At 46.1% G+C, this 13,480-nt stretch carries 12 protein-coding genes; all 12 read left to right on the top strand.

From position 1 onward, the window contains the following. Positions 1 to 10: 10 nt before the first annotated feature. The 12 genes from leuB (at position 11) to A3773_RS00290 (ending at position 13,479) form a co-directional block, all read left to right on the top strand. Positions 11 to 1,090, top strand: coding sequence for a 3-isopropylmalate dehydrogenase (leuB, locus tag A3773_RS00345; RefSeq protein WP_067981548.1), 1,080 nt, complete (start codon positions 11 to 13; stop codon positions 1,088 to 1,090). Positions 1,091 to 1,242: 152 nt separating this feature from the next. After that, complete coding sequence (gene asd / locus A3773_RS00340) at positions 1,243 to 2,358, top strand: aspartate-semialdehyde dehydrogenase (protein ID WP_067981546.1); 1,116 nt, start codon at positions 1,243 to 1,245, stop codon at positions 2,356 to 2,358. 71 nt (positions 2,359 to 2,429) lie between these two features. Beyond that, entirely contained in the window at positions 2,430 to 3,452 is a 1,023-nt protein-coding gene (locus A3773_RS00335) for an aspartate-semialdehyde dehydrogenase (RefSeq protein WP_067981542.1), read from the top strand. Positions 3,453 to 3,595: 143 nt separating this feature from the next. After that, entirely contained in the window at positions 3,596 to 6,481 is a 2,886-nt protein-coding gene (locus A3773_RS00330) for a FimV/HubP family polar landmark protein (RefSeq protein ID WP_067981536.1), read from the top strand. 1 nt (position 6,482) lies between these two features. Then, positions 6,483 to 7,334, top strand: coding sequence for a tRNA pseudouridine(38-40) synthase TruA (truA, locus tag A3773_RS00325; protein ID WP_067981535.1), 852 nt, complete (start codon positions 6,483 to 6,485; stop codon positions 7,332 to 7,334). A 57-nt stretch (positions 7,335 to 7,391) separates the two neighbouring features. Further along, entirely contained in the window at positions 7,392 to 8,030 is a 639-nt protein-coding gene (locus A3773_RS00320; RefSeq protein WP_231902100.1) for a phosphoribosylanthranilate isomerase, read from the top strand. Further along, complete coding sequence (gene trpB / locus A3773_RS00315; protein ID WP_197462689.1) at positions 8,020 to 9,240, top strand: tryptophan synthase subunit beta; 1,221 nt, start codon at positions 8,020 to 8,022, stop codon at positions 9,238 to 9,240. Before A3773_RS00320 ends, trpB begins: the two co-directional genes overlap by 11 nt. 21 nt (positions 9,241 to 9,261) lie before the next feature. Beyond that, positions 9,262 to 10,065: a tryptophan synthase subunit alpha gene (trpA, locus tag A3773_RS00310; RefSeq protein ID WP_067981533.1), complete on the top strand. Its 804-nt coding sequence runs from the start codon at positions 9,262 to 9,264 to the stop codon at positions 10,063 to 10,065. Between the two features lie 15 nt (positions 10,066 to 10,080). Next, on the top strand, positions 10,081 to 11,010 hold the full coding sequence (gene accD, locus A3773_RS00305; protein ID WP_067981531.1) for an acetyl-CoA carboxylase, carboxyltransferase subunit beta: 930 nt from the start codon (positions 10,081 to 10,083) through the stop codon (positions 11,008 to 11,010). A 77-nt stretch (positions 11,011 to 11,087) separates the two neighbouring features. Beyond that, the gene (gene folC / locus A3773_RS00300; RefSeq protein WP_067981529.1) at positions 11,088 to 12,356 is read left to right on the top strand and encodes a bifunctional tetrahydrofolate synthase/dihydrofolate synthase; all 1,269 of its coding nucleotides are present in this window, start codon (positions 11,088 to 11,090) and stop codon (positions 12,354 to 12,356) included. Further along, a complete protein-coding gene (locus tag A3773_RS00295; protein ID WP_067981528.1) occupies positions 12,357 to 12,920 on the top strand; it encodes an SPOR domain-containing protein in 564 nt (187 codons plus the stop codon). Between the two features lie 64 nt (positions 12,921 to 12,984). Next, a complete protein-coding gene (locus A3773_RS00290; protein ID WP_067981526.1) occupies positions 12,985 to 13,479 on the top strand; it encodes a CvpA family protein in 495 nt (164 codons plus the stop codon). The last annotated feature ends 1 nt before the right edge of the window (position 13,480 follow it).

Genomic DNA, 13,480 nt, shown 5'->3' with positions numbered 1-13,480 from the left:
GGTTAAGTAGATGTCTAAGAATGTATTGATACTACCCGGTGATGGGATTGGGCCTGAAATTGTCACTGAAGCGCGCCGCGTTTTAGCGTTGGTAAATGCGCAAGATAATTTAGGTCTTGAGCTGAGTGAAGCCCTGGTCGGTGGTGCTGCTATTGATGCGGATGGTGTACCGCTACCTGATGCAACGCTTGCAGCGGCTAAAGCCGCCGATGCTATTTTATTAGGTGCGGTTGGCGGTCCTAAATGGGATACGAATCCTGATTTTCAAATTCGTCCAGAAAAAGGTTTGTTGGGTATTCGGTCTAATCTGGGGCTGTTTGGTAACTTGCGTCCCGCGATTTTGTATCCTCAGCTAGCTCATGCGTCTTCGCTGAAACCAGAAATTGTATCTGGGCTTGATATCCTGATTGTACGCGAATTGACGGGCGGTATTTACTTTGGTCAACCGCGCGGTATTCGTGAGAAAGAGGGCGGTATTCGCGAAGGTTATAACACGTACGTTTATGATGAAAATGAGATTCGTCGTATTGGTCGTGTTGCCTTTGAAGCGGCGATGGCGCGTGATAAACGCCTCTGTTCTGTGGATAAAGCGAACGTCTTAGAAGTCACGGTTTTATGGCGCGAGATAATGGAAGAGCTTGCTAAAGAGTATCCAGAAGTTGAACTGAGCCATATGTATGTGGATAACGCGGCGATGCAGTTAGTTCGCGCACCTAAGCAGTTTGATGTAATGGTAACGGGCAACATGTTTGGTGATATCCTGTCTGATGCGGCAGCGATGTTGACTGGATCTATCGGTATGCTGCCATCGGCGTCCCTTGATGTGGATGGCAAAGGGATGTATGAACCCTGTCATGGTTCTGCACCGGATATTGCGGGTCAGGGACTTGCTAACCCACTAGCGACCATCTTATCGGCCGCTATGATGCTGCGTTACTCGTTGGGTGCTGGTGACAGCGCTGATCGTATTGAAAAAGCGGTGAGCAGCGTGCTTGATCAAAACTTCCGTACTGCGGATATTTGGTCTGAAGGCATGCAGAAAGTATCCACCTCAGAGATGGGTGATGCGGTGGTTGCTGCGCTGAGTTAAACCACTAAATATGACCTTGGTAGATAGGCGCAATCATAGCGTCTAACAAGGTTTTATTGCATAATGTTGCCCTTTGTCGGCTCCAGAGATCATTAAACATCTCGGGAGCCGATTTTGTGCTTATTTAGAATCCGAATTTTTTGGTGAATTTGATGAAACGTGTAGGTTTTGTTGGCTGGCGTGGAATGGTTGGTTCCGTGCTAATGCAACGCATGATGGAAGAGCGTGATTTCGATCATATCGAAGAGCCGGTCTTCTTCACTACTTCTCAAGTAGGTCAGGCTGGTCCCGATATTGGTAAAGATATTCCAGCGCTGAAAGATGCGACATCCATTGACGAGCTTAAACAGATGGATGCCATTATCTCTTGTCAGGGTGGCGACTACACAAAACAGGTTTATGCCGATCTGCGTGCTGCAGGCTGGGATGGTTATTGGATCGATGCTGCATCCTCTTTACGCATGGATGATAGTGCGATAATCGTGTTAGACCCTGTCAATATGAATGTCATCAAAGATGGTTTAAGCAACGGCGTTAAAACCTATGTGGGTGGTAACTGCACGGTTTCGCTGATGCTGATGGGCTTAGGTGGTTTATTCCAAGCGGATCAAATTGAGTGGATGACCTCTATGACGTATCAGGCTGCCTCAGGTGGCGGTGCGCGTCATATGCGTGAATTGATCTCTCAGATGGGCGTTATTAGTGATTCAGTGGCAACTGATTTAGCTAACCCCGCGAGTGCGATTCTTAACATCGACCGTCAAGTGGCTGAAACGATTCGTAGTGATGCAATGCCTGTGGATAATTTTGGTGTTCCTTTGGCGGGTTCACTGATTCCTTGGATCGACACTAAACTTGAGAATGGTCAAAGTCGTGAAGAGTGGAAAGCGTATGCAGAAACCAACAAAATTCTTGGTTTAGGTGATAGACCTATCCCTATTGATGGTACGTGTGTTCGTATTGGTGCAATGCGGTGTCATAGCCAAGCATTTACCATCAAACTGAAACAAAATGTGCCAATGGATGAGATTGAGTCTATGCTGGCGCAAGCGAATGATTGGGTTAAGGTGATACCTAATGAACGCGATATTACTGCGCAAGAACTGACGCCTGCAAAAGTGACAGGAACGTTAAGTGTGCCTATTGGCCGTTTGCGTAAAATGAATCTGGGCGATGAATTCCTTAACGCGTTTAGCGTAGGTGATCAGTTGCTCTGGGGGGCAGCCGAGCCGCTGCGCCGTATGTTGAGAATACTGCTGGAAGATTAACGTCTACCGCAGGAATCAAATTTTCACTAGCCCGACTTTGTTCGGGCTGGTTTGTTTTTAGGGTGTGGAAAATGGAACAAGGTTATAAAATTGCAGTGGTCGGTGCGACCGGCATGGTGGGTGAAACAATCTTGGAGATTCTGGAGCAGAGGGAGTTTCCGGTTGAGCAGCTTTTTTTGTTGGCGAGCGAACATAGCGTAGGCAAAAGTATTCAATTTAAAGAGAAATCCCATCGTGTCGCAGCCATAGATGAGTTTGATTTTTCTCAGGTTCAAATAGCTTTCTTCACAGCGGGTGCCTCCATATCAGAAGAGCATGCACAGATTGCTGCGGATCAAGGCTGTATTGTTATTGATAATACATCATGCTTTAGATACGAAGAGGATGTGCCATTGGTGATCCCTGAAGTGAATCCGGAGCATATCGCGGATTTTCGCAATAGGGGCATTATCGCTAACCCAAACTGCTCAACGATTCAGATGCTCTTGGCTCTCGCACCAATCCACCGTCATGCCTCAATTAAGCGTATTAATGTGGCGACCTACCAAGCTGTGTCAGGTAGTGGAAAGAAAGGTGTTGAAGAGTTAGCAGGACAAACGGCTAAATTATTGAATGCCCAAACACCAGAAAATAAAGTGTATCCTAGGCAGATCGCTTTCAATGTATTACCGCAAATTGATGAATTTCAAGATAATGGTTATACAAAGGAAGAGATGAAAATGGTTTGGGAGACCCAGAAAATTTTGGGTGATGAGTCCGTAAGGGTCAATCCTACGTGCGTACGCGTCCCTGTATTCTTTGGCCATAGTGAAGCGGTACATGTGGAATGTTGGGACAGTATCAGCGCCGAAGAGGTGAAAGAATTAATGATGCAATCGCCGGGTATCGCGCTAGTTGATGAACAGGCCGATGGCGGATATGCTACAGCGGTAAGCGATGCTGCGAAAAATGATGATGTATTCGTTAGTCGTATTAGGGAAGATATTTCGTGTGAAAATGCTATAAATATGTGGATAGTTGCCGATAACGTTCGAAAGGGAGCTGCTTTAAACAGCGTACAAATAGCGGAAATTTTGGTCCAACAGTACATTTAAAGGGCTTATATCATAGGAAATGCAAACAGGTGTTTGTATTTCCTTGACCAATAAGTGGTTTATAAACAATACTGTGGGAAGATTTCGGAATCGCAACCCGCTGAATTTGGCAGGGTTTTGTGGGTAGGGGAACAGGGATACTGATGATGTTGCGAAAACTCGCAGTCAGCCTTGCAGTGGCAGGGATTATAGGCGCGTCTAATGCTAATGCACTTGGCTTAGGCGAAATAAAAATACATTCGGCGCTTAATGAGCCTCTTAATGCAGAGATCAAGCTTCTTCAAGTAAGAAAGCTGGGTCCGTTACAAATACAGCCTAGGATGGCTGATATTGATGAATTTGCATTAGCAGGTCTTTCTAAGTCGCGTTTTCTCACTGACGTTAGCTTTCAAGTCAAAGTTAATCCTGATGGCACGGGTATGATTACCATGCGGTCAGCTAGGCCAGTGAAGGAACCTTTTCTTAACTTCCTTGTGGAGGTGAATTGGCCTAACGGGCGCTTAGTCAGAGAATACACACTTCTTCTTGACCCGCCGGTGTTTGATCCTACGCCTGTGAGGAAAACGGTTCAGCCGTCAGCCTCGAGTAAGGTTTCTTCATCGTCCGCACCTTCGAGTTCCAAGCCAAGCACTAGCAATTATCGTGCGGCAGACGGAAAAGTCCGAGTCGGCAATAACGACACTCTTTGGTCGATTGTTATAAAGCACCGTCCCAATGAAAGCATCTCTGCAAAAAAGATGATGATCGCTTTGCAGAAGAAAAACCCTCATGCCTTTGTTGATAACAATATTAATGGACTTAGAGCGGGTGCGGTTTTAACACTACCGACGTTAGCTGAAATTAATAAACTCAACGAAAAAGACGCAGCGTTAGAGGTTGTTCGTCAGGCATCGCAGTGGAAAAATAAAAGCATGCCGGCTGCAGACGTCTCTACCCCTGCGCCTATCGATGAATCGAAAAAAACAGTGGCGACCGAGGTCGTTCCTGAACCACCGGCACCTGTACCGGAAGACGATAAGTCAGCAGAACTAAAAATCGTAACGCCTAAAGAAAGCATTGAGCCTGAAGAAGGTGTTGCGACCGATCAAGCGAAAGCTGAGCCGGAAACCGCAACGGATGAGGCGGCCCCTGAAGGCGAAGAGAGTGCTGTCGCTGATGAAACGCAAGCGCTGAGCGAACGTAATGAAGAGCTTGAAGCGCGTTTAAGCGAGTCATTAGAAAATGTTGATAGAATTACCCGTGAGAACGTAGAGCTGAATGAACGCTTAGATGCCATTCAGTATGAGCTAGAAAAGCTTCGCGAAATGCTAGAGCTTAAAGATAGCGAACTTACGACCCTTCAAAATAAGGTGGTTGCCGCTGAAGCAGCGCCTAAACCACAACCTGAAAAAGGCTTCTTTGACTCACCGTTTATGCTTGGCGGGATTGGAGCGGCCATCATCGCATTCCTCGCTGGTTTATTCTTCTTTATGCGCCGTCGTAAAGAGGATGATTCGGATACCCCGGATGAATCTGCATTAATGCAAGTGCCTGAAGAGTTAAGTGAAAACGCTGCTGTCGAGCCCGAAGCGCCCGCAGAACCTGAACCTGAACCTGAAGCGATAGTGGATGAGTTATATATAGGTGATGAAGCGGATCTGCTTGAAGACGCTGATCTAGAACTAGGGGATACCAGTGATCTCGATGATTTAGATGACCTCGATCTTGATATGGATATGGATTTAGATCTTGAAGAGGATGCAGCAGGCGATGTGCTGAAGACTATTGAGCCTGATGAAAAGACAGACGACCTTGATGATATTCTAGAAGACGATGAGTTCGATCTGGGTCTAGATGATGATCTGATTGGCGAGGATGAAGCCGAATCACTGGTGGCTGAAGATAATGAACCTGATGACTTAGATGACATTTTAGGTGAAGTCGCTGATGAAGATGAATCCGACGCCCTTGATGATATATTGGGTGAGGTTGATGATTTAGAGGCGTTAGATGCTGAAATTGACAGCGCAACGGATGATATCGACCTAGAGTTGGACGATCTTGATTTCGAAATGGAAGATGATACTGGTATGGCTGATGTGTCAGATGACTCTGACAAGGCGGCTGCCGAACTCAATGATGACGGGTTAGATTTTGTCGTCGAACCTATGACTGGAAGCGCGACAGAGGATGACGCGGCTGATGAGTTAAATTCATTACTGGATTCCGTATCGGATGACGATGTTGATAAGTTAAATGATGTTGCAGAGCAGACCGAAGATGATGACCTTGATGCGATCTTAGGTGAGCTGGATAGTGATGATGCTGAGGAGCCTACTGAGGAGGCGGACGCATCGGATGCTGATGATGTTATGGCTGCCGATATTGAAGCAATGTTGGCTGCTAATGCTGATCCTGATGATGTTCCTATGGAAGGGCTGGTTGATATTGATGAACCAAGCGACCTTACACCAGAGGATGACCTAGAAGCCTTACTGGCGTCTGCTGAAGCGGATTCCGATGAGCTTGGTGAATCCGAGCTTGATGATACTGAATCGGATCAAAGCGATGCTGCTTCCGAACTCGATGCGATGCTTGGCGATCTGGACTTAGATCTTGATGCCGGCGATATGGCGGCGAGCGCTGCTGTAGCAGGTGCCGGTGCAGCAGCTGCAGCGTCTCTGGCGAGTGATGAGGAAGAGTTGGTTGTTGAAGATGATGGTTTAGAGTCAGAAGTCGCGGATGAATTGGAAGCAGACTTAGATTCAGAGCTGGAAGCTTTGTTGAATAGTAGTGATGATATCGAGCTGGAAGAACTTGCGGCTGAGGATGAAGACGTGTCAGCAGATGACGATTTTGACGAATTGGCAGGGTTGAACCTGCTAGAAGGTGCAGATGAAGTTGAAACAAAACTTGATCTAGCACGTGCGTATATGGATATGGACGATCTTGATGGCGCTAAAGATATCCTTCAAGAGATTGTTTCTGAAGGGAATGAGCAGCAGAAAGCTGAGGCTGAAGCGCTGATTACATCCATTAACGAAAAGTAGTATGTCAGAAAAAACAAATATAGAGCCTTCGGGCTCATCCCAAGGGGCGATTTCGATCGCCCCTTATCGTTATGCCTTATGTGTGGAATATTCGGGTGCTGCTTATCGAGGTTGGCAGATCCAAAAGGAAGAGGGTGTTCCTAGTATTCAGGATGAAGTACAAAAGGCCTTGTCAAAAATTGCAAACACACCTATCACTGTTGTTTGTGCTGGCCGTACCGATGCTCGAGTCAACGCGACCTATCAAATTATTCATTTTGATAGCCCGATTGAACGTGCAGACCGCGCGTGGGTTATGGGCACAAATAGTTATCTGCCTGAGGATATTGCAATCCAATGGGCAAAGCCTGTTAGTTTAGATTTCCATGCTAGGTTTTCTGCGGTAGAGCGCCGTTATCGGTACTTGATCTACTGTAATCCAGTTAAACCAGGCATCATGCCCCGTGGCGTCACATGGACATATAAAGAGATGGATGTTGAGCGTATGGCGCAAGCCGCTCGGCATTTAATTGGAGAGCATGATTTTACCTCCTATCGAGCCGTTGGCTGTCAGGCGCATAGTCCAGTGCGTACTGTTAAACAGTTTGAGGTGTATCGCTCGGGTCACTTGATTGTGCTTGATGTGTGTGCGAATGCCTTTTTGCATCATATGATTCGAAATTTTGCCGGTGTACTTATGTCTGTAGGCTGCGGAGATGCGGATCCTATCTGGGCGAAAGAGGTATTAGAGGCAAAAGATCGGCGAAAAGGGGGGGTAACTGCACCGCCTTTTGGGCTTTATTTTGTTGATGCCAAGTACCCAGATGAGTTTGAACTACCAAAATCTCAAATAGGGCCTTTTTTCCTGTCATAGTTGACTGACGTAAAGGGATGCAATCTGCTAATATCTGCACTCCAAAGATATTTTCATGTGAAATTTCAACAAGTGAATAGAACGCGCGTTAAAATATGTGGTATTACTCGTCTTGAGGATGCATTAGCAGCCATTCATTCTGGTGCTGATGCCCTAGGCTTTGTGTTTTATAAAAAAAGCCCAAGAGCGATTGAGCCTGAGGCGGCTGCAGAGATTATCCGTCAGTTGCCTGCATTTGTAACAACGACCGGACTGTTTGTTAATGCGGATCAAGCTTATATTGATCTGGTTATTAAAAAAACGCGTATAGATTTACTACAGTTTCATGGGGATGAGAACGCTGAGTTTTGTAATCAGTTTTCGCGTCCTTATATCAAAGCATTACGCATGAAACCGGGGTTGGATCTGCAGCTTGAGTGCCGCAATTATGCGGACAGTCAGGCTATTCTTCTGGATGCATATCGTCCAGGCATTCCCGGCGGCACCGGTGAGGTGTTTGATTGGGATTTAATTCCTAAACCGCACCCTTCTTCCATTATATTGGCAGGCGGGTTGACCTGTGAAAACGTTGCGCAGGCCGTAGGTACTGTCCAGCCTTTCGCCATTGACGTGAGTGGTGGGGTTGAACAGAGTAAAGGCATTAAAGATGCCGTTAAAATTGATAAGTTTATAAATGAGGTAACCCGTGCCAATTAATATTGATCTTAAAGCACTTTCTCAGTTGCCCGATAGTAAAGGCCACTTTGGTCCTTACGGTGGGCGTTTCGTTTCAGAAACTCTAATGGCTGCACTTCAGCAGTTAGAAGAAACGTATGAAAAACTGTGGCGAGATCCAGCGTTTCAGGAAGAGTTTGATCGTGACCTTGCTCACTATGTGGGCCGGCCTTCACCTTTGTATCATGCTCAACACCTCTCCGATAAAGTGGGCGGTGCGCAGATCTACCTGAAACGTGAAGATTTAAATCACACGGGCGCGCACAAAATCAACAACACCATAGGCCAAGCATTACTTGCGAAGTTTACGGGTAAGCCTCGCGTGATCGCTGAAACAGGGGCTGGACAGCACGGTGTTGCTACCGCGACTGTTGCTGCGCGTTTAGGTTTAGAGTGTCAGGTATACATGGGGGCTGAAGATGTTCAGCGTCAATCGTTAAATGTATACCGAATGAAGCTGCTTGGCGCCGAAGTTATCGCTGTAGAATCAGGTACGCGTACTCTTAAAGATGCGATGAACGAAGCGATGCGTGATTGGGTGACCAATGTCGACGATACTTTTTATATTATCGGAACGGCTGCGGGTCCGCACCCTTATCCAAAGCTCGTGCGTGATTTTCAGTGCGTTATTGGACGTGAAGCTCGCCAGCAGTGTTTAGACCAGATTGGTCGTCTACCTGATGCATTGGTTGCTTGTGTCGGTGGTGGCTCTAATGCTATCGGCCTGTTCCACCCCTTTATCGAAGACGCTGATGTGAAAATGTTTGGTGTTGAAGCTGGGGGTTATGGTATCGAGACTGGCCAGCATGCGGCACCGCTTTCAGCGGGTAGCCCAGGTATTTTGCATGGTAACCGTACTTACTTGATGTCGGACGACGCGGGGCAGATTATCGGTACCCATTCAGTATCAGCGGGTTTGGATTACCCCGGCGTAGGGCCTGAACACTCCTACCTTAAAGATACAGGTAGAGCGGTTTATGTTGATGCTACTGATGATGAAGCGATGGATGCTTTCCGTGCCTTAACGCGGATAGAGGGTATAATGCCTGCCATTGAATCAAGCCATGCGGTAGCATACGCCATGAAATTGGCAAAAGAGATGGATAAGGATCAGACCATTGTGGTTAACCTGTCTGGTCGTGGTGATAAAGATATTCATACGGTCGCACAGATCGATGGCATCAATATCTGATTTGTGCGAGGAAACTGAATTATGAGTCGTATTTCTACTAGCTTTGAAAAGCTAAAAATGGAAGGGCGTAAAGCGCTTATTCCTTATATAACTGCAGGTGATCCCGCACCTAATGTAACGGTTGATCTGTTACATGGTCTTGTTGCTGCGGGTGCGGACATTATTGAACTAGGTGTGCCTTTTTCGGACCCTATGGCTGATGGCCCTGTTATTCAATTAGCATGTGAGCGTGCCTTGCAGCACAATACTCGTTTGCTTGACGTCTTGGCCATGGTCGCAGAGTTTCGTACAAAAGATGCGTTAACACCTATTGTTTTAATGGGGTACTTAAACCCGATTGAGATTTTAGGGTATGAGCGTTTTGCCGATGAAGCAGAAAAAGCGGGTGTTGATGGTGTATTAACGGTTGATTTGCCGCCTGAAGAATCAGACGATTTCAATCGTATTATGCGAGCACATGGCATAGACACTATTTATTTGATTGCTCCGACAACCGAAGATGAACGTATTAAATATATCTGTGAAAATGGAAGCGGTTATCTTTATTATGTTTCGGTTAAAGGTGTAACGGGCTCTGCTTCACTGAATGTTCAGGCGGTGGCTGATAAGCTAGCGCACATTCGTAAATATACCGATATCCCATTGGGTGTTGGTTTTGGTATAAAAGATGCTGAATCGGCGAAAGCGGTTTCAGTCGTTGCTGATGGCGTCATTGTCGGCAGTGTTTTGGTGAATAAAATTGCAGATCTGGTTAAAGATCACGGGCAGATAGCGCCGCAGGTATCTGCAATTATAAAAGATATGCGTACTGCAATGGACAGCTAATTAGGGTTTTAAAAAATGAGTAACTGGCTGGAAAAAATCGTTCCTTCTCTGGTTCGTTCCGAGAAAAAGCGTTCAAACATACCTGAAGGGCTTTGGAAAAAGTGTCCTAAGTGTGAATCTGTTCTGTATCGTCCAGAATTAGAGAAGAACCTTAATGTTTGTCCTAAATGTGATCATCACATGCGACTTCATGCGCGTCGCCGCTTGGAGTTATTTCTTGATGCTGATAATCGTCAAGAGATTGCTGGCGATATCGAGCCGGTTGATCGCTTGAAATTCAGAGACTCTAAAAAGTATAAAGATCGTTTAGTGGCTGCTCAAAAAGCAACGGGCGAGAAAGATGCGTTAATTGCCATGCGTGGTGAACTCGAAGGGATGCCGGTTATCGCCGTCGCTTTCGAATTTAGCTTTATGGGTGGCTCTATGGGTGCGGTTGTTGGTGAGCGTTTTGTACGTGCAGCTAATATTGCCCTGAAAGAGAATATTCCCTTTATCTGCTTCTCCGCCTCAGGTGGCGCGCGTATGCAAGAAGCGTTGTTTTCGCTTTTCCAGATGGCAAAAACCAGTGCTATTCTTGAAAAGCTTCGCTTGCAAGGGACACCTTACCTTTCGGTACTAACCGATCCTGTTTATGGCGGTGTATCCGCTTCCTTGGCGATGTTAGGTGATCTTAATATTGCTGAGCCTAAAGCATTGATGGGATTTGCAGGTCCACGCGTTATTGAACAAACCGTTCGTGAAAAACTGCCTGAAGGTTTTCAGCGTAGTGAGTTCCTTTTAGAGCATGGCCAAGTCGATATGATTATTAATCGTAGCGAAATGCGTTCAGGCTTATCTCGAATTTTGCGTAAGTTTGTTCACGCCAGTCCAATTCCTGTACCGGAAACGGTTGAAGGTGAGATTGTTGTCGATGCGGACATTCCTCCTGCATCTGCGAATGATTAAGCATCTGTAAAAAGATAAATGGCCAACGTGAAAGCGTTGGTCATTTTCATTTTTTAAGCACCTATTATTAAGTCGTTATGAATCAGACTGCGAAAAATTTTACGCTTTCAGAATGGTTAACATGGATGGAAACATGCCATTCTTCTGAAATCGAGCTTGGGTTAGAACGCGTTAGCACCGTCGCTGATTTATTATCTTTAGACCTCTCCTCTTCTAAGGTTATGACCGTTGCCGGAACAAATGGCAAAGGTTCAACCGTTAGCTACCTTGATACGATCTACCGTCAAGCGGGTTACTCTGTTGGTTGTTTTACCTCCCCTCATTTTACTCACTATAACGAGCGGGTAAAAATTAACGGTGTTAACTCAGCCGATGAGCTGCTCTGCGCTGCCTTTGCACGAATCGATCAAGCGCGCGGCCAAATACCGTTAACCTACTTTGAATTTGGCACGTTAGCCGCTTTGGTTATATTTTCTGACCTGAAGCCCGATGTGGTTCTACTGGAAGTGGGATTAGGTGGCCGTCTGGACGCGGTAAATATCATTGATGCTGACCTGTCTGTTGTAACGACTGTTGCCTTAGATCATATGGATTGGTTAGGTGATAACCGAGACGTGATTGGGCGCGAAAAGGCGGGTGTTTTTCGTGCCGATAAACCAGCAATATGTGGCGACCTTAATCCTCCTGAATCTATTGCCGCTGTGGCTCATGAGCTTAACGCCACGTTGTTTCAAGCGGGGGACGCGTTTTCTTATCTTCAAAAGGGGGATATCTGGTCGTGGTGTGGCACCTCCCTAAATGGGGATAAGGTGAGGATCGACAATATACCTTTACCGCAACTACCTCTTCAAAATGCCGCGACGGCCTTGCAGGTTATTCAGTGTGCAGGGTTAGACGTAGCGGATACTTTTATCCGTTCGGGTATTGCGGCTGCGACCTTAACCGGGCGTATGCAGCTTATTGAAAAAGAGGGAACACGATATTGGTTAGATGTGGCGCATAACCCTGAAGCCGCCGCGTTATTAAGTCAAAAAATTACGGCCATGGAGGGTGACGTCACTTTAGTGCTTGGTATGCTTGCGGATAAGGATTGTGGCCAAGTGATTGAGCTATTAGCACCAACGGTGGACCATGTTTACTTTGTGGATTTAAATATCCCCCGGGGGCAAAAAGCCTCGGCCTTAGCCAGTTATCTTCCTCAAGGTAGATCGATGAAACAATGCGCCTCAGTAAGTGATGCGTTAAATACGTTTAAAAATGACCACAATCGATCTGGTAATGTTATTATTGCCGGATCGTTCTTTACTGTCAGCGATGCGCTGGCCGCATTTGGGAAGGAAGAGTAAATGCAGCAAAACGTTAAATACCGGCTAACAGGATTAGCTGTGATTTTAGTCTCCGCTGCCGTTGTATTTCCTATATTTTTTGATGGGGCCGGTTACAAAGAGCGCCATCTGACGTCAGAAATACCCGATGCGCCTGAGCGCCCAGAAATTGTAAGAATTCAACCACAACATAAACCGTTACCTGATACATCGTTGGCTGCTGAGCCTGCGTCGCCTGTGTCTTTACCGAAAGCGCCAGCCAATGTACAAAAAGTTATTGATAAAGCGGCGGTTGAGCATAACGTTGAAATCGATATTCATAATGACCAACCCGTATTAGATCAGGAAGGGGTCCCCGTTGCGTGGACCTTACAGTTGGCTAGTTTTAAAGATGAGGCCAATGCCAAAGGCTTGCGTAAACAGTTGATTGCGGAAGGGCATAAAGTCTTTACCCGAAAACAGGGTGATTTAGTGAAAGTTTATGTTGGACCTGAGTTTCAAAAATCGAGACTAGAGGCCCTTAAACTGACGTTAAAAACTGACTTTGGATTGAATGGTATTATCGTTCGTTTCACAACACAGTAATAATACGTTTAGTGGTGTTAGAAACTCTGATAAAATGCGCGCAATTTTACGCTGAGCAGTAGATATGAACTGGGCTGACTGGACAATCTTAACGATTATAGGAATTTCGAGCTTATTTAGCTTGAAACGCGGTTTTGTCCGTGAGGCATTATCATTGATAACGTGGGTATCTGCCTTTGTCGTTGCCAGACTGTTTTGCCAATCACTCTCTTTTCTACTTGAGCCTTATATTCAAACACCGTCAGTACGTTTAGCTGCGGCTTTCGCCATTCTTTTTATCGCCGCGTTAGTGGTTGGGGTCGTGGTGAATAAGCTAATAGGCGCACTGGTTGAAGCGACAGGTTTGTCAGCAACCGATCGGATTTTAGGAATAGGTTTTGGTGCAGCAAGAGGCGGTTTAATTATTGTCGCGATTATTGCACTGATTGGAATGACACCCGCGATCCACGATCGTTGGTTTCAGGAATCACAGTTGATTCCACACTTTGTATTAATGGAAGCATGGACGAAAGATGTAGCGGGCGATGTTGGCCGCATGATCTGGAATGCGGGACGCTAAA

The sequence above is a fragment of the Neptuniibacter pectenicola genome (genome assembly GCF_001597735.1).
GTDB lineage: Bacteria > Pseudomonadota > Gammaproteobacteria > Pseudomonadales > Balneatricaceae > Neptuniibacter > Neptuniibacter pectenicola.
Note: the sequence above shows the minus strand (reverse complement) of the source record. Positions and strands in the feature narration are given on the sequence as shown.